Source organism: Oceaniglobus trochenteri (genome assembly GCF_020529025.1).
Classification (GTDB): domain Bacteria; phylum Pseudomonadota; class Alphaproteobacteria; order Rhodobacterales; family Rhodobacteraceae; genus Oceaniglobus; species Oceaniglobus trochenteri.
The window spans coordinates 77,788-97,838 of sequence record NZ_JACNMM010000002.1 but is presented as its reverse complement, the minus strand read 5'-3'; the positions used below and the strand labels follow the sequence as shown (position 1 = coordinate 97,838).

The following is a 20,051-nucleotide window of genomic DNA, read 5'->3' as shown; positions in this document are numbered from 1 at the left end:
TCAGCTATCCGTCACCATGAGGGTGGGCGTGCGGCTGACCAGCGTGAAGGGTGCGCCAGGATCGGGCGTGAATTTCAGCGCGGTCTGGTGGGACCAGCCCTTGTGGCCCCCGATTTCGACAACCCCGTCGCGCAGGCTTGGCAGGGCAAAGGCGCGCTCGTTGAAGATCGGCTGGGATGCCGTTTCACGGCGCTCACAGCTAGTGGTCTGGATGACCGAAAACCGGCCACCAACCGTTCGATGCACTCGCATTCCGGTGACGCGGTGGGTCCGTTTGCGCCCCTCATCGCCACCGTCCGGGGTCCCCATGACGATGTCGAGCGTTTCGATGTTCTGCAGATCCGTTGCATCCAGCCCGGTGATCGCGGATGTGACAGGATGGGGCAGAGTGACAGCACCTCCCGTGACGGTCAGTCTGGCAAAGGCGCCGCGTTCGGTCCAGGCGGTGACCGTCTCCCCCTCAAGGTGATCGAGGCCGGAAATTTCGGTGGTGGCAGTGCCCTGGTAGCGCACTGCGCAATACTGGAACCATGCATCCTGCAGATCCGGTTCAAGGCCGTCCAACTCGATGAATGGGTGCTTCATGCGCTCGATGAAGCGGCGGGTCTGACCGTTGATCTGGCGCCGGACGATCAGGTAAAGATCTTCGCTCAACCCGTCATCGCTCGGCAGCACTTCGATATCCTCGACAAACCCGCCTGCCAGATCGTGACGATGGAACCCGACAACCTTCTGGCCGGGCAGATAGGTCAGGCCGATCAGGGCGCCGTCGGTGCCGCGCGCCCAGACCACCGGTACCGGGTCTTCCTGGTAGACCAGGCGATCTGCGCCCCGGCCCAGAATATGGCGGGCGATCTGGGTCAGGTTCTCGCCGATGAACTTGCCGCTGTTCGGGTTGATCATCTGGGCGAACAGCTGGCGGCTGTTCTTGTGGAGAAAGACCGGCGCGCCATCGATGAGGATCGGTGGCACATCTGCGGCGCCGTGGGCCGTGTCGCTGGAAAACCGCGCTGTCTCGGCAGCAAAGGCGCGGTCTGCATCCGTGGCCGATCCGAAGAATTCATCGCCCGAGGTGAAGATGTGCAGCGTTTCACCTGCCGCCAGGATCGAACGGATTTCACCGGCGCGGGCGCGCGGGCTGGCCAGAATGTAGGAGAACCCGTCATCCTCCAGCCCGTTGTCGGTCATGTCCACCGTGCCGCCGATTACAGAGAACCACATGGTGCGCGGGTCCATGGGGGTGCCCCCATAGCAGTGGCGCTGCTGAAACGCTCCGATGGCGCGCGGCCATCCGCGCAGATCCGACCAGGCCGCTTCCGACCACCGGTAAGTCGGCCGTTCGGTCAGGCCATCGGGCAGCCGCTTGCGCACCTCGGCCGTGGCAGATCGCGGCCCCGCCACGGCGGTGATTTCGACAATACCGATGCCGTCGGTCACGAATTCGTAGACTGGGCCGCCCTTTTCCGTCAGCACCCGACCCTGAATGTGGACGGGTGGGTTGACACCGGTCTTGCGACCGCTTGCGGTGAAGCCGATCACCTCGATCGTCCAGCCGTCCGAAAAGCGGCGATTGCCGAAACGAACGGTTTCGCCCGCCGTCCAGTCGGGAACATTGCCACTGTTGTCGTTCGAGATGGCGCTCCAGATCACATCGGCATCTGCACTCACGTTCTCATCGACATCTACGGTGGGGGCCGTCGCGCCGGTGGTGCCGTTCTTGGCATCGAACCCGACGATCTCGTAAAGGTTGGGACCGTGGTAATACTGATCGCCGATCTCGGTTTCGGTGTTTCCGGTCCAGAAGGGCGTGGCGCTGCTGTCCGTCTCCTGAAGGCGGAACAGGCTGCCGACATGATCGGCCAGGAAGACATCGCCGGTCGCTGTCAGCGTAACTGTTCCAGTCGCCGCGCTGGCGCTGATTTCGATGCTTTGGTCCAGGTTGCGGGGGGCAAAAGGACCACCGACAAACGGCGTGTTTTCAATCGACCAATCATCGATGGCCATGCGGCTCAACCGTTGGGGGCGCAGGCCGCCACCGGTCAGGTAGATGCGATCCGACGATTGCAGGGATTGCAGGCTCTTTGCCTGCGTGGCGTTGTACGGGGTCGCGATGGAATAGGGCGCGCCGCCGTCCTGCACCAGGGCGCCGTTGCGCCAGAACCGCAACTGCCCGTTGGTCCATTCCAGCAACATCGCATCCTCGTCGCGGAAGACAAACCCCATCAATCGGCCGACACCGTTGTTGCGGGTTTCCCCGATCATCTCGGTTCCCGGGCAACGGGTGGTGGGGCCTTCGGGCAGGGGGATGAAACCGCGCAACCGGCGGACACCGTTGGCATAGCGTTCGAAGTCGGGGCGCCCGAACATCAGTTCGGACATTTCACCCGATGAGGCGGAGCGGGCCGGAGGCGATGCACGCACCATCAGATGCGCCCGCCGAAATGCGGGATCTCGATCGCGTCCACCCAGCCGCCGGTGGCATAGGCGCAGTCGTCGCTGCGTTCCATGCCTTCGATCTCGTCGGCGTCCTGCATGACCCGGCGCAACTCCTGCAGCATCACCTGCTGCCGGTTGACCGACCGTGCAAAGATCATGGAGAAATCCGCGGCGAGCAGGTACTCCAGCGCACTGGTAAAGATCGGCGAGAACAGAACCGGGTTCCGCTCATCCCAAGTATAGACGATCTGGGCGTTCGGCTCGGCGGCATAGATCAGCCGTTCCCGCGACCAGGACACCGGGCGCGTTCCGACCATGACATTGCGCACCCGCAACAGGTTGGGCGGCAGGGCATAGGCATAGGGCTGGTTCGCCGGAAAGGCGTTCGGCTGCGCGGCGACGCTGGCGATCCGGGCGCGCGCGAAATTCCAGTCGATCGCTTCAAGGATAACGCGGCGCCTGTGGTCATAGCGAAGGCGCCCTTCGCGGGCTTCGTCGCTGTCATCCTCCAGACTGTCGAAACTGTTCGCGCTTTCGGCCAGGCCAAGGGCCCGTTGCACGATCGCGGTTTCGCTTTCCGTCTGGAGGATCGGCATCGCCGCGCTCAGACGTGGTTGGCGAAGGACAGGTCGAATTCAAGCGTGCCGGCAGCGGTGGCATCGCCTTCGGTGAACACGATCAGGTCGATGGCATGGCCCGGATCGGCCGCCATGCCAAGCTGTTGCCAAAGCGGCTTGTTCCAGAGCGAGCCAAAGATGGTGATCGGCTTGTTGCCGGTCGCGCCGCCGGTGGCCTTGGCCACGTCCAGCAGCGCGTCGGTGTCGCCCTTCACGCCGATGACGGCCTGGGCAAAGCCCCAGGCGGTGGTCCTGATAGCGCTTTCCGGCAGCATGATGGCCGACGACGGCACCTGTGCCACCAGGTACTCCGACCCTTGCAGATCGGTGGCGGCGCAGGTGACGGTGCCCACCACGCGGTTGATCCGACCGTTGCGCGACGACGAATTCGGGCTGGTATAGCCGGCCTCGCCGGTGGTGCCGAAAATGGAAGACTTCTGTTTGACGATGGGCATGGCGCCCTCCTGTTGTTTTGTGCAAAGACCGCCCCGGTGGACGGGGCGGCGATCAGTGCTTGCAGGCGAAAGCCGCGATCAGATCAGTCGATCAGGCATTCGATCTCGACGACGCCGGTTTCATCCAGGCGGCGGCAATCGGCGTTGAAGCGGGCGCGCATGTAGAGTTCCATGTCGCGGCTGGGGTCGGGGAAAGCGTCGAAGTTCTGCTCTTCCCAGATGCCCAGCATGACGCAGGACTTCAGGTAGGCCGGCACGCGCTGAAGCAGATCGGAGCCTTCCGTCTTTGTCCCGAGGTTCTGGTACTCGATGAAGACGTGGTTCCAGACCTTCGTCAGCTTGCCGTCGCGGCTGAACTGCGGTCCGGCTTCGGCGCGATAGTCCTGGCTGGTCAGCTCGATCTCGTTGGACAGATCGTCGATCTGTTCGGCGGTGACGACGATGAAGATGTCCTCGCGGTCCAGATCGTGCTTGTGACCGGCAAACTTCTTGCGGCTGGCCTTCAGCTTGGCCAGGTTCAGGCCGGTGGCATCGGTGCCGCTGCCCGACTGCACGATCTTGTCGATGACCTGGGTCCCCGGAAAGGTGATCACCTGGCCGCCCAGCTTGCCCTCGTAGGCATCGCCGAAGATGCCTTCGAGGATCACATCCTCGTCCATGGCGCGTTTGCAATTGCCGCTGTGGTGCATCATCAGCGGCGACTGATAATCCGACATGCCCCGGAACTTGTCCTGGCTGTCGATGTATTCGCCGGATTTGAAGGGGGGCTGATACTTCAGCCAGCGGCGGCGCCGGTTGGCCGGGGTATCGACGTTCAGCGGCACGCGGCCTTCCGAACGGGTGGCCTTGCCGCTGTCGTAATACAGGACCGGCGCGGACTGTTCGCCTTCGCAGGCCTGCTCGCTCACGGTGGCGCGCAGCTTGCTTTCGTTGTGATCGGCCGCAAGACGCGCCTGATCCTTGAATTCCATTTTTTTCGTCTGGTCGAAGCGTTCAGCGTAGCTCATATGGCCCTCCCTCTGAACATGTTGATGATCATGTTCGGAGGACCCCCCGGCGAATGGACGCCGGACCCGACCTGGCCATATCGCTGGCGTTGGGCGTTCAGTCTTACCTGAAAGTAGCGGACCCCGGTTTCCCGAGACCCCCCGCATTGACCGAATCAATCCTTATTGCGAAATGGATTGTCAAGTGTTATCTCAACCGCACAGTGCTTTGCTGGTTTAAGCCTGTCCCCGGGAAACCGGTTTCTGCGCCCGTCGTGCCCCCCCGGCCTGCGGGCGCAGTCATGTTCAGTCGCTGTAGGTTGCGATGATCCGGTTCAACCCCTTCAGCTCCTTCTGCAGCGCGTCGTGGCGCGCCCGGTCACCGGTGCTGCGCGCCTTGGCCAGATCGCCGGTATGCTTGGCCATGATCTGTTCCTTGCGTTGCTGGGCATCGGCCAGTTGCAGGGCAGGGGCATCGCCGCCCTTCGGCACGGCCAGGGTGTCGTCGCCCAGCTTGCTGGCAAGGCCATGGAAGAATTTCAGCAGGGCCACGTCGCCCATGTCGGCTTCCATCTTCTGGGCCACCAGTTTCGCCGCCGCAGGTTCCATCTTCAGCTCGGCCGCCAGGGCCTGAAAACCGCGAATGGCCAGCTGCTGGTTGTTCTTCCAATCCGCGCCCCAGGCCTCTTTCAGCCCGGCATCCATCTTTGCTTCGGCCTCGGCCGCTTTCGATGCGCTGCTGGCGAAATCCTCGGCCATCTGTTTGGCGTAGAATTCGACGTTGGCCTGTACCACGGCAGGGGGCAGGCCCATGGCGTGGGCCTGCTCCTTGAACCGGCCCAACAGGGCGTCGTCGATCGGCATTCCTTCGGGCAGATCGTCGGGCAGCTTGATGTCGTAGCCTTCGGGCTTTTCCGGCACGCCCAGGCGCGATCCGTTTGCCTTCAGCCACTCGGCCACGTCCTGGCCTTCGCCGGGTGCGTCGATCAGGCTGGACGGATCGCGGCCCAGCCGCTTGGTGGCCGACACCTCGCCCTTCAGGGCGCGCTCCAATGCTTCTTCCACGGTGCCCTTGTGATAGCCCGCCTTGACCATGTGCTGTTTCAACGCCGGGTCGGACCATTCGCGCTTGTCGTACCAAGGGGCATCGTCCGACTTGGCCGGATCGTCCGCCGTCGACGGCGCAGGCGCGGGATCGGCGGCCTTCGGCGCGGGATCGCCCGCCGGGCCAGGCGCGCCAGGGGCGGGATCGCCGGCGGGGGTCGGTGCGGGGGCTGGATCACCACCGCCGGTTTCATCCTCGGGCCGGCGCAGGGGCAGGCGGGGGCGGGCCGGGTCAAGCATCATCATCGAATTCATCTTCAAAACTCTCCTGTCGGATTGCGTTCAACTCGCTGTGGGTGATTTCGGCACGGGCCAGAAGGGCCAGGGCCATGGATTTGCGGGCTGCGCGTTCGCGCAGCTCGTCGGCGTCGTAGATCCGCCCGGTGGCCGGATCGATGTCGCTTTCGAAAAGGTGGCCCAGGGTGCAAAGGTCGCGCACCAGATCCGGGTCGCGGGCCAGCTCGCGCCAACCGCGCGCGATGCGGATGGCGCGGGGCTTGCCGAAAAGGCGGGCGATGCCGGACAGGGTGGCAAGGCGGAGGGCCTGCATTTCACTTTCCTTTCAATAGAAGCGGCGCGCGGCTTCCGTTTTCGCCAACTCTACAACATCAGCGAATGTGTCTATTTCCGAAGCACCGCCCAGATCATTCCGCAGGTCGCGCAGTATCTGGCGCTGGATGATGGATAGCTTGGCTGTTTCCAGCGCCGCATCGATTGCTTCAATCGTGTCCTGCACAGAGTGAAAAGCTGGATGGGTCATCACGCCATCCCTCCCATCAGTTCTTGCAGCCCCGGCCCGGCGGCGGCTGCGTCCTTGGCGATCGACGCGCCCTGTTGGGCCACCGCCATCGCCTGTTCGGCCTGTTGCGCCTTGGCGCGCCCCTCGCGCAGGGCCTTGCGATCCTCGATCGACCGCAGCGCCCCGGCGGGAACACCCCGTGCCTCGGCCAGCACCTGAATGGCGCCATCCTCATCGACATTGTCCCAGACCGATTGCGGATCGGGATGTACCGCCGCCAGCTTGCTGGCATCCTCCAGCAGGCGCGACACGGCCACGCCCTCTTGCGCCTTCTGCGCCATCGCCGCGACCGAGGTGAAGCGCATTTCAAGCGGCTTGCCCTTCATTTCCTGTGGCGGGGGCGGGATCTGCCCGGCCCGCCACAGGATCGAAAACCGCCGTTCCAGCACTGGCGCCAGACCCTCGGTCTGCATCCGGCCCAGATAGGGGGCCTGAAGGCGCAGACGCTCTTCCATCCGCTCGATCACTTCCAGGTTGCCCAGCCCGGTGCGCCCCACCAGCGACAACAGGGCGGCGTGCCAGCCGTTCTCGACCTCTTCCTTGGTGGCACGCACCATGTCGATGGTGACCGGCAGGCCCTGGTGGGTGAAGATCGGGCGCACCAGCTGCTGGCCGGTGTAGCTGACCGCGCCGTGCAGAAACTTGCCGGGGGCAAGCTGGGCATCGCGGCGGCTGGCCTTGCTGCCCGTGGTGCCGATGGGCGGGCGGGCCGCCAGCGCGCCGGCCTGAAGGTTGTCGCGTTCCTGCGCCTGCAATTTCGTGCCCGACGCCAGGTTCAGATAGCCCAGCCCGCGCCCCCAGCTTTCCTGCCCGTCCACCATCCAGCGCGCGATGGCAAAGCTCTGCTCGGATTGCCCGCCCTGGCGGGTCACGGCGCGCCCTTCGACACAGACATGGGTGGACACATAGGGCTTGCCCTTCACGCCCAGCTTGCCCGGTGTGTAGGCGTCGTTCGGCTGCATCGCCTGAAGATAGCTGGTCTTCACGTCCCGCTTGCCCGCCACGGCTTTTTCGCGGATCGCCTCGGGCAGGTTCTCGGCGCCATAGAACCGGGCCGCCTGCACCGGGTCCAGCCGCCGCTCGACGATCAGCTCGTCGGAAATGCCCCAGGCATCGACGCCGAAGACTGCATCGGCAGGCGATACGCAGGTGTCGATGATCCGCCGGCCGCTGCGCGATTGCGGCGCCTCGTCGCTGACCATGATCCCGGTGCCCAGGATCACGTCGTCGGCGGTCCAGCTGACAGCCGATTGATAGAAGTTCGACACCGAGGGCCGGAAACTGGCCAGCATCCGGCGGGTGACGATGTCGTTCCAGGCGGCGACACTGTGGAACTGGTCAAGGTCATCATCACCGCTGGTGGCCTGAAACCACCGGTTGGCCGGGTTGCAAAGCGTGGAATACAGGCTGGCCGTCGCGTTGCTGGCCGACACCAGCGTGGTGGAATTGAACAGCTTGTGCAGGTTCCACTGATCGCGGCTTTCACCGCGGAACCCCTGGCGCTGCGGCTGATACAGCCGCGCGATCATGTCCAGCTCTTCGGCGCGCCGGTTGCGCTCGGTCTTCAGCTCTTCGAACCGGTCGATGATGTGGCGGGCGAGTGCGCTGTCCTGGCCGAACATCACGCACCCCCCATGGCATCGCCCACCAGCCCCAGGGGCGAGGTCAGGATGTCGGCGGCGCTGCCGCTGCGGGTGCGCCGCAACCGGCGCTCCAGCTCGCCTTCGCGCACGGCGGCGTCGCTGGCCGAACTGCCGATCCGCTGGACGGCGGGGGCTTCGATTTTGGGGGCAGAACACATGCTCAGATCTCCTCGCTTTTTTGGGCGCTTAGTTTGTTGTTCAGATTTGCCAGCATCAGATCCATTCTGGCGGCGGCCTCGGTCATATTGAGGTTTTCCAACACGCTCTCCGCGGTATCCCAGCCTTCGTCATCATCCGGCCACGGCCCCTGTGTGACTTCGACCGAGAAATCCAGATCACGTCGGATGCGAACCTGCGGGCCTTCCGGACCGCTTTCGAGTTCGGCCAGTATCTGGCGATCACCGACAACTTCGAGGCGAGCGAATTTATCCTTCATGGTTCAGGCTTCCATCTCTTGCTTGGCTGCGTTGTGGGTTTCGTCGATCTCTACGGAGATCGCCCCGTCTTCCAGCACTGTGAAGACAGTCGGCAGGCAATGATCGAAATGTGCCCAATCTTCTGGATGGATTCTTTGGGCGCCGGCACCGAGCCGTTCGATCAAGACTGCAATTACCAGCGATGCGTTCGGTAAATTTTGGTTGGCCACTGCGGTTCTCCTAGAAAATTGCAGGTTGATACTCGGGGGTCAGCCAGACAAAGGCGGTGAAATCCTCGCCATCCCGGCCCATGGCGCGGCGCTGGCCTTCGGAATGCGCACCGGCGCGCCGCAGGAACCGGTGTGCCCAGTGATAATTCGACAGGCTCAGCGCCTCGACACGGTGCAGCCCGTGATCGATCATCGCCGGGATCACGCGGGCCTGAATGCGATCGGCAATCTGGCGCGCGTGGCCAAGGGTCAGGTCATCGGTCGCGAACATGTGCGCCCCGCCGATGCCGGGCCCCGCCTGCACCACGCCGAAAAGGGCAACGGGATGGATCGACGACACGGGGCGCGCGATCTCGAACCACAGGTGCGCATGGCCGAGGCTGGCCAGGTCGCGGTAAAGGCTCCAGGGGTCATCATCGGCGCGCTGGCAGAAGATTTCCCGCTGATCCCAGCGCCGCATGTGGCGGCACAGGTGCAGAACCATGGGATCGGACCAGAGTTCGAAGGCGAGGGGCGCGCTCATGACCCGTGCCGCCTGCATTTTTCGTCACGCCGGGCATTGAGCTTGTCCAGATCGCGGCCAGCGGCCTGATACGCGACATCGAAATCGGCGCGCGACAAGCTGAACCGCTTCGACGAGACCACGCCGACGAACAGGGCGTGGCGGTTGCAGTTGCAAAAGCACGGTGCGAAATCGGCGAAGGGCGCCAGCGCAGACCGCGCCTCATCGCGTTCCCTGGTCAGCACCTCGACCTGACGTTCCAGCCGGTCCAGCTTGTCAACCATCGCGCGCGCGCGGTGCTGTGCCCGCTCAATTGCCCTGTCCGTTGCGCCCCAAAGACCAAACATCACCATCCCTCCATCGGATTGAAATCATACACCCCGTCATCGCCTCCGGTGTCGGGATCGTCCCATTCGTCGATCGGCGGGCCGCCGTTGTCGCCGATCAGGTCCGCCGTCTTCGGGCGGCCATCGGGCAGGCTTTCGCCCAGCATCATGTACCCGCCGGCATCGATCACATCGGCGGCGCGCACGCCCTTTTTCTTGGGGCGGCGGGTGCGGTTCTCGGATTTGTCGATTTCCTCGGCCCAGACGTAATCGTTCTCAAGCCCGCGCAGCAGCAGCTTGCAGCCGGGGTCGATCAGCAGGCCCTGGGTGCCGAAATGGTTCCACTGCATCGATGCGCGCCAGACCGCCAGGCGTGGTTCCACACGGTTGCCGCCCAGTTGCTGGGGCTGGATGTCCAGCTTGGCCGCTGCGCCCACCTGGCTCATCCAGGTCACGTCCTCCAGGCTTTCCTTGGCGTTGCCCGCCATGTCGCACCAGGCCTCTTCCACGCGGTACCCGGCAAACCGGGGGCTGTTCAGAAGATCGCGCAGGGCGGCGCCGAACTGGGGCGCGAAAGACCCGTTTTTGAAGCACAGCTCGGCGTAGATGCGCCACTGAAAGGGCGCGATGAACTGGCCGATCACCGCCGCGCCGAAATAGCCCTGGTCAAGTCCGATGCGCAGGCCGACACCGGGGATCAGGGGCAGGGTGGTGCGCGCCCGGTGCAGGTTGGGCTGATACATCGGGTGTTCGGCACTGCCCTTGAACACCGGGTCGCCCTGCCGGATGTATCCGATCCGGTTGTAGACCAGGCGTTCAACATCGTTGCCGCGCCCCTCGGCCGTCATCGCGGCGATCTGGAGCGGGTAATACTTGGTCCCGAGGTTTTGCAGGTTCTCGCAACCCGGTTCGCCGAACCCCGGTTGGCGGTAGAAGTTGATCTTCACGCCCTCGTCGGCCATCGACTTGCGGATCGTGGCCGCTTCGGCGTCCGCACCCTGCGCCTCGATCACCCGGACCGTCCAGTTGTCCTCATCGGGTGAGTTGTAGGACGCGCTCAGCTGGCCGTAGTTCCGCTGTGCCGGTTCGTACAGCTCGAAGTGCGACTTCGACGGGAAACGGTTGATCCGTCCAACGCCCTTGGTCATCACGGCCACCGGAACGGTGTCGGCCTCTTCCAGGGCAAGGTCGGTGGTCTGCACACCGCGGATATTGGCCTCGACCTCGGACACCGATGTGCCGAAAGCCATGAACTCGGCCGTGAACTCGACCCGGCCCCAGTCATCCTCGAATTCCAGGTAATGGGTCACGGGATCGCCCCGCCCACCGGACCACCGGCCCATCGCCTTGGGCATCACTTCCCACCAGCTGGGGATCGTCGTCGCCCAAAGCTGGCGATAGGTCTCGCGGGCGATCACCACCTTGTAGCGCCGGATTTCGTCCACCGTCGAACGGGGCATCTGGACCGCCCGGCGGAACCGGCTGCGCAGATGCGCGGTGGTCTTGCCAGATCCGACAGGCCCGCGTATGCCTATGATATCGGCGTCATCCCAGAAGAAGGCGTCGGCAACAGGGCCGGGGGGCTTCCACAAATCGACAGATGGCAACTCGGTTGCCTCGGTGATCCCCGAAACCGCCCCGAGTTCGGAAACGCGGCTGCCATCAATGGCGCGCGCCGCGTTTTCATCGGTCAGGGCATCGCGCAGTTCGAACAGGCTGGTCATGGGCACACACCCCCCACCCCGTTTGCGGTTCGCCAAAGTCGCGATTTTTTTTCAGGCGTGGTCAGGGCCGAAAAATCGGTACGGGGTCGGAACGACCGGCATCCGATCTGGGGCCGGGGGGGGACCCCCCGGGTGGTCGCGCCGCCGGGTCTCGGTCGCGACGACAGGGGGGGGGTGCCTTCGGCCAGGGCGGCACTGTCCGACGCGGGTTGATCTTCGATCAAGAGGCCAACCGATTTTTCACCCCATGTTTTCAATGGCTTAGATGTTCCGTCCGACGCGATCATTGATCCGCCTCGCCGTCGCTTTTGCTAACCTGTTGATTTGCAACGCTTTCGTCATTGGCACGCCCAGGCATCGGCGGTGGGCCGACACGCCGCCCACCAGCGGCCTGACCAGGCATCGGCGGTGCCATCTGGACGTTCATCACCGGCAGGTTCAGCTGCACGTCCGGCGTGACCTTGGCATGCCAGTAGGGCAGCACGTCGGCAGCCGCCTGGCGCATCACCTTGGCCACGTCCATCACGTCTTCGCCCAGGTGTTCGGCGATCTGCGCGGCATAGGCCAGCGGATGCAGGTCAGGCCGATCCATGCCCGCCAGCATCGCCAGCTGCTCGACCGGATCGCGGTAGCCCTTGGCGGCCATGAACGCCCGGACCTTGGTCTTCAGCTTGTTGCCCGACCCGGCAGGCCGCCCAGGACCGCTGCGCGTCTCGACCGGCACCACCTCGCCCTCATCGCCGAACATGTCCAGCTGCGCGCCACCCTCCAGCAGGTTGCCCGCCGCCATTTTCCGCAGCTCGCGCTTGTCCGGCTTCTCATCCGACATAATAAAAACCCATTATTTTATTGGTTTTCAGTCGGTTAAGAGGATCGCGGGGACAGGCCACAACGGTCATTCCGGCCAATACGGCAACCGTTGTGGGCACCGTTGTGCCTTTTATATCTTTCTTTTCAATAGGATAGATAAGGTCACAACGGTCACAACGGCACAACGGCACACTGACCCCATGCGCGCGCCCGCGCGCACACACATACGAGGGAATTGCCTTTTGCCGTTGTGGCGTTGTGGGTAGGGCATAAGCCCCTGATCGGAAACGATTAAAAGGCACAACGGTGCCCACAACGCCCCCACAACGCCGTTGTGACCCGAACCCGTGGTCAAAATCGGTGTCGCCACGCGAATATTGGCCGAAAACAGGGTCCGGGGCGAGGACAAAAAAAGGTTGCGGCGCAATGGGTTGCGCGGATCGATCCGGCATGGCTTTACTCGAAGTCCCTCATGTCGTCTGGAAATGCGGACGCGCCTTCCGGCGCGACAGTTCTTGTTGCCGGAAAGGCGACGAGGCCGGCGATGTTCTTGACCGGCACATAGACACCGCGCGTTCTCTGCCCCGCCAGGGTCAGGGGCGAGGCCACCGGTGTGGCGCCAGGCAGACGCCGCGCGTCCTGTTTCCACACGCCCTCGGCCCACATCGACCCCTCGAACAGCTGGCACAGGTTCGGGATCCGGTTGTTGGGGATGAACAGCTCGGCGTTCTCTGCCCTGTGGCGCACCCGCAGCCCGTACTTGGCCAGCGCCTCGTTGGCCCTGTCCGGCTTCTCTTCCTTCATGAGGTTGTCGAGCAACCCTGAAGGCGCGCCAGGCAGCTGCGCGGCCACCATGATCCACTGCGCGACGGTGAACTGTTCGCCGCGCCGGTGGATGTCCATGGGCTGGCCCAGCAACCAGGTCATCATGTCCTCGGCCGTCGAACCTACCTCGACACCCTCACTGTCTAGGGCATCGCGCAGCTTCTCGGCCCAGGCGGTCAGAAGATCCTGCGACGGCATGGTCTCGCGCAGCACCATGTCAGCCAGGGCAAGGGGCGTGGCATAGGTATCGGCCCCGCGCTGGTTCTGGCCTGTCTCCGACAGCGCGGCCTTCCACAGCTCAAGCCGCTGCTGCCAGGCGGGCCAGCGGTCCATCAGCAGACGACGCAGGCCAGCGCCCAGGGCGCGCAGCTTGCGCGGATCGAGCGGCGGCGCCTTGGCCGCGTGCTCCAGCGGATCGAGGTCCAGGACAACCAGGCGCGACCGGTCCTGCGCCTTCAGGGGCGGGATGTTGATCGAGCTGAACAGGAATGCCGAAAACACATTCGACTGGCTGCCCTTCTGATCCGACGATCCGCGAAAGGCCTGGTCGCCCGAGGCGGCAATCCGCGCCAGCTTGATGATGTTCTTGGCCTTGGCGTCGCGCGGATCGTCTTCGGGCTCCAGCTCATCCAGGGCCACCGGGATGCAGGAATGGCCCAAGGCCGATCGGATGCCTGCTTCGGTGGCGTCGCTGGATTTCTTCAGGCCCTCACGCCCGCCCAGCAGGTAAAGCACCGCCTTTTGCAGGGTGGATTTACCCGTACCGGCCGCGCCGGTCATCCAGGTGCCGTTGCGCCAGTCCAGCGCACCGCCCATCACCATCACACACAGGCAGCCCAAAAGCAGCATGGGGTCGATCTCGGACCGCCGCCAGTTCCAGGCGCCGAACAGTTCAAGAACCGCCGTGGCAGGATTGATCCGGCCCAGTTGCTCGGCCGGGCGGGGGATGCTGACATCGGCGGCATAGATGTGGCCTTGGTGAAAGCCGGGCGGGCGCCACTCACCACCGATCAGCACCTGGTTGCCCGCGTGATAGACCAGCTTGCCGTCGTCATCGACCCAGCAACCCGCGCCGCGCACCTTGTTGGTGGGTGACCAGACACCCATGCGGTCACAGGCCGCGATCATCGCAGCGCTGCAGGCGCCCTGGTCAAACTTGTCTTTCTTCGGCACGACGATGCCGTCCTCGTTCTTGTAGAACTGGGGAAAGGCCCGAGCCAGCACGGCAATGCGCCCGCCGAAGACGTGCAGCATCTTCTGGGCCGTGTGGTTGTCGATCCCCCGCAATTGGCCCTGCACATCAAGGTAAAAGCTGACCTCGCCGAACACGCCCAGGGGGGTGACCGGACAGCCGGGAAATATCTCGACCCGTTCCTTCTCGGGTTCCGGGGGCAAGGTGCCCAGATCGTCGTCGGGTCCCTCGTCGTCATCGGGGGGAACCTCGGGCGCGTTCAGAAGCTGATCGCGAAGGGATTGCTCAACCTGGTTCATGACGACGATAGCGCGGTCGAAAGTTTGAGTATCGCCCGCCGCGATGCCCGTTGAAGATTGAATTGCGGCGACCAGGCGGCGTCGCTAGCCGCCGCATAAACGTCGCGGTGAACCTGAGTAACACCGAACCCCATTGCCGCCTTCATCGCCCCGATCCGCGCGGCGACTGCCGGGTCCATCTCCCCGCTCATCGCGCCCGCGCCTTCAATGTCTTCACGGTGTCGGCGATGGCCCCCACCACGGTGCGGTTGGGGCAAAGGGCGTGCCAACGGTCGATGGCATCCTGCGGTTCGATGTCCAGCAGCTGCGCCGCATTGCCCGGCTTCATGCCGCTGCCGATCAGCTCGGCCAGCTCAAGGTCGCGGGCCTGTGTCCAGAACCGGGTGTTGCCCAGCTTGTCGAGGTGCTGCCAGACGTTCACCGAAACATTGGCAGGGATCTCGCTCAGCCTGCGGGCAGCGTCCGCCTTGCGGGCATCGACCAGGCGGGTGACGACATGGTGAAACCCCTGCGCCCGCCGGCCCAGGGCAGCGGCGATTTCGCCGTTGCTGGCGCGGGCGTCGTGCATTTTCAGGATCTGGGTTTCCTCGGCCGGCGAATAGGGCGCGGCGGCCGGGGTCAACTCGGGGGGCGGGGGGGCATCCCCGCCTGCCTTCGGCGATGGGGATGCGTCGCCGCCCGCCTCCGGCAACGCGGATGCGACGGGTTCCGGCCCGCCGTCATCGGGGCCTGCGCCATCGGCAACCGCTGCGGCGCCCATGGCGGGCGGGCCCGCTGGTATATCGTCCTGTTCCGGCGCGGGGTCCGGGGGGGCTGTATCCGCCGGCGCGCCGGCCGGTCCTGGTGCGGGGCCCGGCTCGGGGGCCGGAACAGGATCTGCGGAGCGGGTGGCCACAAGGGGCACCGACCGCTGGAACGTCTCACGCTGCGAAGTGGCGGCCGTCGATGCCGGCACGGTGGCGCCGGTTTTAAACCAGACATCCACCGACAAGCCCAAGCTGCCATTGCGCACCGACACGTCAAAATCCTCATAAGCACAGACACTGGCAACGAACTTGCGCGCCAGATCCATCACCTGACACTCGCGATCCGCGCTCTTGGCACGCTCATCGGCCTCGGTCCAAAGACGCTCGATCTCGCGTTTTGCCCGGTCGTTTGCGCTCAAATCACTGTCCATCGTCCCCATCCTTCTGTGTGGTCACGCCCATCAGGGCATCGTTCAGATCCTTGCCGCCCATGCTGTTCTGCCAGACGGCAACCCGGCGGCCCTGCTTCTGGTACTGGCTGACCGCGTGTTTCAGCGCGGCCTGTTGTTCGGGGCCGGGGTCGCGATCGGCGATCAGCGTCACCTTGGCCACGTTGCGAGGCAGCTTGACGCCCCCCATGTTGCCCAGCGATATCGCGGCCAGCACCCGCGCCTCGGGCAGCAGGATGGCGCAGCTCAGCGCGTCCTCGATGCCCTCGGAAATGAACACATGGCTGCCCGCCGGGCACTTGTTCAGCGGGGCGCCCTTGCCGCCCTGGGGGCCGATGCCGCTGCGCAAGCGGATCGATGCACCGCCGAATGGCCCCAGGGCCTTGCGCGGCTGGGGCAGGGGCGCCTTGCCCCACTTGCCGTCGGCCCCCAGCGCCAACCAGGTGCGGTGAACGGCAACCGTTTCGCCGCTGATCGACGAAACGGCGGCAACCATGGCGGGGCCTTCGCCCTCGAAACATTCGCCCGTCTCGGTGTCGATCTGCTTGAAATAGCACTTGGGCTGATACCGCAGGGCGCGGGGCTGCGATCCCAGCGCTGCCAGGTCAATCGCCCGGCTGTCGCGCAGATAGGCCTGAACGGGCGTGCCGGCGATCCGTTCCCGCGCGCTCAGGTAGATGCCCAGGGCCTGATCCTTGCGTCGCGCCAGATCCTCGGCCGCGCGGCGTTCAGCCTCTTGCGCCCGCGCGGCACTGGCGGCCATCGCCTTTTCGCGGCGCGCCCGGTCGGCCGGGGTTTCGTTGACCAGCCCCAGGAACTGGCGCGCCTCGCGCAGGGCATCGGCAGGCGACAGGCCCATGGCCAGCTGGATCAGGTCCAGCAGATCACCGCCATGGCCGGTTGCGGCGTCCTTCCAATGGCCCTGCCACTTGCCGGGTTTCAGCGTCACCCAGAACGATCCGACCGACCGATCGGCGCGCCCCGGGTTCAACGTGAAGTAAAGCCCCTTGTCCTCGTATGATCCCTTGGCCGGCGGCGCATAGTGATAGGCCACGCGATGAACCTGATCGTTCAGCATGGCCTTGATGTCGGCTAGGGAATGAAGATGGGGGCGGTCGGTCATGTCAGGCTAGGGCACGATCTGCCAGTCGTCGGCCAACATGTCCGTCTGCGAGGCAAGCCAGCCGATAACCAGCGATCCGTCGGCCGCGCGCATGTCGATATGGGGCAGCAGCTCGATTTCCGCTTCGAGATCGCCCAGTTCGTCCGCGCGCTTGGCCGCGACATGACCGCATCTTGCGTGTCGTGCCTCGACCACCGATCCGGGTGTCAGCGCGATCCACATGCCCTTCCCGTTCCAGCCTGCCCGCGCGACCTTTGCCCCGTCCTTCATGGCGGCGATGGCGTGACCAAAACTCATGGCTGTTGCGGGCTGATAGGCACGGGCAAATACATCGGCGGGCGACCAGCTGATGTAACCGTCATGATCGGGATGGTTTTTCGCGCCGCCGTCCAGGTACTCGACAAGGAAACCGGGGTCCAACCCTTCTTCGTCGCCGGGCAGGTCCCAGCCGCGATAATCGTTGTATTCCTGGCGCGTCATCGCCAGTGCGAAGATCGCCTTGGTGCCGTAGTAGAGCTTCGTCATCGTTTCGCCTTTCACGCTTGGTTGAAAATCACACCACCGCCGCACCCGGCCCGACAGGCACGGTGCCCGCGATCGGCAGCACGCCGTTGTCCTCCAGAACGCCGATCATCTTGCAGAACCGGGCTTCGCGCTCCCGGATCACATGGCGGCACAGCGGATCGAACAGCACGGCATCTGGCGCGGCGCGACCGATCGGCAGGCGCTCGACCTGGCGCATTGTGTCGACGACATAGGGGTCGCGACCGTCCAGCGCGGCCGCCACGCGACGGCACTGCCACAGCCAGTCGTGCTTGCTGCGCCCCGGGCGCGAACGCTCAAGGGCCAACAAAACCATGCATTCATCAAACAGCGCGCGCAGCTGGCGCACATCGACGCTGACGGGCATCGCGGGATGGTCGATGACATCGCTCATCGCTTCACGTCCTCTTGTCGGTTTGGAAAAGACGGGGCGCACTGCGCCGCGACAGGCGCCCCGCCGAGGCCCGCGCGTTCCATCGCGGCCTCTCTCGCAGCGCAGGGTGAGCACCCGCGCCGGATGGAATGGAAAAGGGCGGCCCTGGCAGACAGACCAGGGCCGCAAGTGGCCGGGAGGGAGGTAAAGCATCCCGGCAGGCAGCGTTCCGGGCAGCAGTGACCCCGGAACACAGGCGACTTTATGCGACGTGCGATCCGGCTCGCGCGTCGGCGATGCGCTGGCGCTCCATGGCCTCGCGCGCGCAGAGTTCCATGATCAGGGCCGCGTTCAGCTCCAAAAGCGCGTCCAGATCCAGCTGCGTCGCATGTATGGAAAGGTGGGTTGCAAGTTCGACTGGCGATTTCCCGCTGCGCAGGGCAGAGTTCAAAAATGCCGATTGACGGGGGATAGACATGGCGACCACCTATTTTAACTGTCCGCGCTGCGGAACGAAGAAGACGGGAGTAACGATGGTTGCGTCGTATCCGCACAGCACCTGGACACACGCTTTCAGCGTCGTTGCGGTCTGCCACTCCTGCAAAGACCCGTTCCTCATCGACACGATCTGGGCGGGAGGAAAAAGACCCGACACGCTCAACGGCGATGCGTTCCACGAGGCAACGATGATCAACGATGTCTGGCCCGCCTACGAGGCCCCCGCGATGATCGAATTCCTGCCCAAGGATGTGGCAAAGGCGTTCATCGAAGGCGAAGAGACCTTGGCCAACAACCACCTCAGTTCGGCCGCCGTCGCCTATCGCAAGGCCATCGAGCGAACCTTGAAAGAACAGCATGTCGAGGCCAAGGGCGTTCTCAACACCCGCATTCGCGCCCTTGAAAAGCAGAATGCACTGCCAAAGGTCCTGATCGATTTGCTCGACACCATTCGTTTCCTTGGGAACGATGGCGCTCACGATGACGATCCGACAAAGGCAGATGTGATCGCGGGCCGCGATTTCACGCGGCTGTTTCTGACCTACACCTACGAACTGCCCGCCCGCGTCGAAGCCGCCCTGGCTGGCCGGAAATAACCGACCCGTCATTCCGCGGCCTCGGGGGTGCGGACCGTGGCGAGGCGCGCTGCTACCTTGGCGCGATCGGCACCGAAAATCAGGTCGCGGGCCTTCAGCGGGATGCCGTGTTTTTCGGCATGGGCCAGCAGGGCACGGTTCACGCTGGGCGGCATGTCGCCCGGCGCGCGCCATTCCGACCCGCGCCGCCAGGCGTAGGCCGCTTTGTCATTGCGACCCGCGATCAGGCCCAGCTGAGGCAGCGGGCCGATCAGGAATTCACAGACTTCCAATGGTGTGAGGTGGCTACTCATGACGCTAGATATAGCGTGAGGTTTCGTGCGGTTGTCAATCTCAAATGTTCAAATATCTCACTTAAAGGTGAGGTCAGTGGTAGCTACTTGTGACCAATGGATATGGAATGGTTTAAGGCAGCCCTGCGACGCGCGGGCCTCACACACAACGACGTGGCCGAAGCGATCGGTCGCGATCGTGCGGTCGTGTCCAGGATCATGAACGGCAAGCAGGAAATGAAGCCCGCTCAAGCCGAGGCGATTGCAACCCTGCTGGACATCCCGCTGCCCGAGGTGCTGAACGCCGCCGGATTGTTCAGCGAGGCAGCGGTCCCCAAGAAAGCGCCTGGGTTTGCCGAGCCCGATGTCGTTCCGTTTGCCTCATCCGAAAGCGTGCGCGGCCCGCAAGAAGCCATCATTGCCGCAATGAAGGCTGACCGACCGGGCATCGATGTTTGGCGCGTCGCCTCGGGCGCAATGTCCTTAGCGGGGTTCATCAAAGACGACTTCATGTTGGTCGATTGTCGCGATGTGACCCGCTTTTCTGACGGGGATGTCGTTATCGCGCAGGCTTATGACTGGCATCATGGTACGGCAGTGACCCTTCTGAGGCGGTTCAAGCCGCCTTACCTGATTTCACATTCGATCGAAGCGCGCGATCAGACCGTTCATGTGGTCGACGACCGCGAAGTTGCGATCAAAGGCAAGGTTTTGGCGAGCTGGAGAATTTGAATGATCATGTATCAAGAACAGCGATTTCAAGTCACCAACGGAATCCTTCGTGGGCTTAGGGTTGTGGACATGAGGACGGGAAACATTCTGAAGCCCTCGCCCACTATTGCCCAGCATGTGCTGACAACCTGGAGAGAATTGCAGCGCTATCGGTTTACGTCGAAAACTGCAAAAAGATGTGGGGAATACGTGCTTTTTGCCGACTTTGGTTCTTGGATGATCAATCCATCTGCGGGTGACCCCAAGTTTCTGTTTCTCCCCCTTCACGAGCGGGTTGAGCGATACGGCCAGTTGGGCAATGAAGCGGCGGCTGGCCTTTAGTTGGTCACATATCTCACCCTAACGTGAGAAAAAT

General features: G+C 64.0%; 26 protein-coding genes. 3 read left to right on the top strand and 23 right to left on the bottom strand.

Going from position 1 to position 20,051, the window contains the following annotated elements; genetic code table 11:
* The 22 genes from H7828_RS00685 to H7828_RS00580 all read right to left on the bottom strand — a co-directional run bounded on the left by H7828_RS00685 (position 1) and on the right by H7828_RS00580 (position 18,076).
* Positions 1–2,424: a phage tail protein gene (locus H7828_RS00685; RefSeq protein ID WP_226779016.1), complete on the bottom strand. Its 2,424-nt coding sequence runs from the start codon at positions 2,422–2,424 to the stop codon at positions 1–3.
* On the bottom strand, positions 2,424–3,032 hold the full coding sequence (locus H7828_RS00680) for a phage connector family protein (RefSeq protein WP_226779015.1): 609 nt from the start codon (positions 3,030–3,032) through the stop codon (positions 2,424–2,426). The genes H7828_RS00685 and H7828_RS00680 overlap by 1 nt, the downstream gene beginning before the upstream one ends.
* Positions 3,033–3,040: 8 nt before the next feature.
* On the bottom strand, positions 3,041–3,508 hold the full coding sequence (locus tag H7828_RS00675) for a hypothetical protein (RefSeq protein WP_226779014.1): 468 nt from the start codon (positions 3,506–3,508) through the stop codon (positions 3,041–3,043).
* 83 nt (positions 3,509–3,591) lie between these two features.
* Entirely contained in the window at positions 3,592–4,515 is a 924-nt protein-coding gene (locus tag H7828_RS00670; protein WP_226779013.1) for a phage capsid protein, read from the bottom strand.
* Positions 4,516–4,800: 285 nt separating this feature from the next.
* A complete protein-coding gene (locus tag H7828_RS00665) occupies positions 4,801–5,853 on the bottom strand; it encodes a hypothetical protein (protein ID WP_226779012.1) in 1,053 nt (350 codons plus the stop codon).
* Positions 5,831–6,148: a hypothetical protein gene (locus H7828_RS00660; protein ID WP_226779011.1), complete on the bottom strand. Its 318-nt coding sequence runs from the start codon at positions 6,146–6,148 to the stop codon at positions 5,831–5,833. The genes H7828_RS00665 and H7828_RS00660 overlap by 23 nt, the downstream gene beginning before the upstream one ends.
* 12 nt (positions 6,149–6,160) lie before the next feature.
* Positions 6,161–6,358: a hypothetical protein gene (locus H7828_RS00655; RefSeq protein WP_226779010.1), complete on the bottom strand. Its 198-nt coding sequence runs from the start codon at positions 6,356–6,358 to the stop codon at positions 6,161–6,163.
* Positions 6,358–8,019, bottom strand: a complete 1,662-nt coding sequence (locus H7828_RS00650; RefSeq protein WP_226779009.1) for a portal protein — start codon at positions 8,017–8,019, stop codon at positions 6,358–6,360. Before H7828_RS00650 ends, H7828_RS00655 begins: the two co-directional genes overlap by 1 nt.
* Positions 8,019–8,198, bottom strand: coding sequence for a hypothetical protein (locus H7828_RS00645; RefSeq protein WP_226779008.1), 180 nt, complete (start codon positions 8,196–8,198; stop codon positions 8,019–8,021). The genes H7828_RS00650 and H7828_RS00645 overlap by 1 nt, the downstream gene beginning before the upstream one ends.
* A gap of 2 nt (positions 8,199–8,200) precedes the next feature.
* Positions 8,201–8,476 carry a hypothetical protein gene (locus H7828_RS00640; protein ID WP_226779007.1) on the bottom strand — a complete coding sequence of 92 codons (276 nt, stop codon included), beginning with the start codon at positions 8,474–8,476 and terminating at the stop codon, positions 8,201–8,203.
* Positions 8,477–8,479: 3 nt separating this feature from the next.
* Positions 8,480–8,686 (bottom strand): hypothetical protein, encoded by a 207-nt coding sequence (locus H7828_RS00635; protein WP_226779006.1) that lies wholly within the window; start codon positions 8,684–8,686, stop codon positions 8,480–8,482.
* A gap of 10 nt (positions 8,687–8,696) precedes the next feature.
* On the bottom strand, positions 8,697–9,209 hold the full coding sequence (locus H7828_RS00630; protein ID WP_226779005.1) for a hypothetical protein: 513 nt from the start codon (positions 9,207–9,209) through the stop codon (positions 8,697–8,699).
* Complete coding sequence (locus H7828_RS00625; RefSeq protein ID WP_226779004.1) at positions 9,206–9,535, bottom strand: hypothetical protein; 330 nt, start codon at positions 9,533–9,535, stop codon at positions 9,206–9,208. The genes H7828_RS00630 and H7828_RS00625 overlap by 4 nt, the downstream gene beginning before the upstream one ends.
* The gene (locus H7828_RS00620) at positions 9,535–11,238 is read right to left on the bottom strand and encodes a hypothetical protein (protein ID WP_226779003.1); all 1,704 of its coding nucleotides are present in this window, start codon (positions 11,236–11,238) and stop codon (positions 9,535–9,537) included. Before H7828_RS00620 ends, H7828_RS00625 begins: the two co-directional genes overlap by 1 nt.
* Before the next feature lie 283 nt (positions 11,239–11,521).
* The gene (locus tag H7828_RS00615; RefSeq protein WP_226779002.1) at positions 11,522–12,067 is read right to left on the bottom strand and encodes a hypothetical protein; all 546 of its coding nucleotides are present in this window, start codon (positions 12,065–12,067) and stop codon (positions 11,522–11,524) included.
* Positions 12,068–12,504: 437 nt separating this feature from the next.
* Positions 12,505–14,364, bottom strand: a complete 1,860-nt coding sequence (locus H7828_RS00610) for a hypothetical protein (protein ID WP_226779001.1) — start codon at positions 14,362–14,364, stop codon at positions 12,505–12,507.
* Positions 14,361–14,555 carry a hypothetical protein gene (locus tag H7828_RS00605; RefSeq protein WP_226779000.1) on the bottom strand — a complete coding sequence of 65 codons (195 nt, stop codon included), beginning with the start codon at positions 14,553–14,555 and terminating at the stop codon, positions 14,361–14,363. Before H7828_RS00605 ends, H7828_RS00610 begins: the two co-directional genes overlap by 4 nt.
* Positions 14,552–15,541, bottom strand: coding sequence for a hypothetical protein (locus H7828_RS00600; protein ID WP_226778999.1), 990 nt, complete (start codon positions 15,539–15,541; stop codon positions 14,552–14,554). Before H7828_RS00600 ends, H7828_RS00605 begins: the two co-directional genes overlap by 4 nt.
* Positions 15,531–16,682 (bottom strand): DUF7146 domain-containing protein, encoded by a 1,152-nt coding sequence (locus H7828_RS00595; protein WP_226778998.1) that lies wholly within the window; start codon positions 16,680–16,682, stop codon positions 15,531–15,533. Before H7828_RS00595 ends, H7828_RS00600 begins: the two co-directional genes overlap by 11 nt.
* 6 nt (positions 16,683–16,688) lie before the next feature.
* Positions 16,689–17,207, bottom strand: a complete 519-nt coding sequence (locus H7828_RS00590) for a DUF2829 domain-containing protein (protein ID WP_226778997.1) — start codon at positions 17,205–17,207, stop codon at positions 16,689–16,691.
* 28 nt (positions 17,208–17,235) lie between these two features.
* Positions 17,236–17,619 carry a hypothetical protein gene (locus H7828_RS00585; protein WP_226778996.1) on the bottom strand — a complete coding sequence of 128 codons (384 nt, stop codon included), beginning with the start codon at positions 17,617–17,619 and terminating at the stop codon, positions 17,236–17,238.
* 241 nt (positions 17,620–17,860) lie between these two features.
* The gene (locus H7828_RS00580; protein WP_226778995.1) at positions 17,861–18,076 is read right to left on the bottom strand and encodes a hypothetical protein; all 216 of its coding nucleotides are present in this window, start codon (positions 18,074–18,076) and stop codon (positions 17,861–17,863) included.
* Between H7828_RS00580 and H7828_RS00575 the strand changes: the two genes are divergently transcribed.
* Positions 18,075–18,692, top strand: a complete 618-nt coding sequence (locus H7828_RS00575; protein ID WP_226778994.1) for a DUF4145 domain-containing protein — start codon at positions 18,075–18,077, stop codon at positions 18,690–18,692. The two genes, H7828_RS00580 and H7828_RS00575, sit on opposite strands and share 2 nt — an antisense overlap.
* Before the next feature lie 8 nt (positions 18,693–18,700).
* Here the strand turns inward: H7828_RS00575 and H7828_RS00570 are convergent, their stop codons facing one another.
* The gene (locus H7828_RS00570) at positions 18,701–18,985 is read right to left on the bottom strand and encodes a hypothetical protein (protein ID WP_226778993.1); all 285 of its coding nucleotides are present in this window, start codon (positions 18,983–18,985) and stop codon (positions 18,701–18,703) included.
* A 102-nt stretch (positions 18,986–19,087) separates the two neighbouring features.
* On the opposite strand from H7828_RS00570, the gene H7828_RS00565 reads away from it, so the two are divergent.
* Together H7828_RS00565 and H7828_RS00560 are read left to right on the top strand one after the other, a co-directional pair.
* On the top strand, positions 19,088–19,696 hold the full coding sequence (locus tag H7828_RS00565) for a helix-turn-helix domain-containing protein (RefSeq protein ID WP_226778992.1): 609 nt from the start codon (positions 19,088–19,090) through the stop codon (positions 19,694–19,696).
* The gene (locus H7828_RS00560) at positions 19,697–20,017 is read left to right on the top strand and encodes a hypothetical protein (RefSeq protein WP_226778991.1); all 321 of its coding nucleotides are present in this window, start codon (positions 19,697–19,699) and stop codon (positions 20,015–20,017) included.
* Positions 20,018–20,051 lie beyond the last annotated feature (34 nt).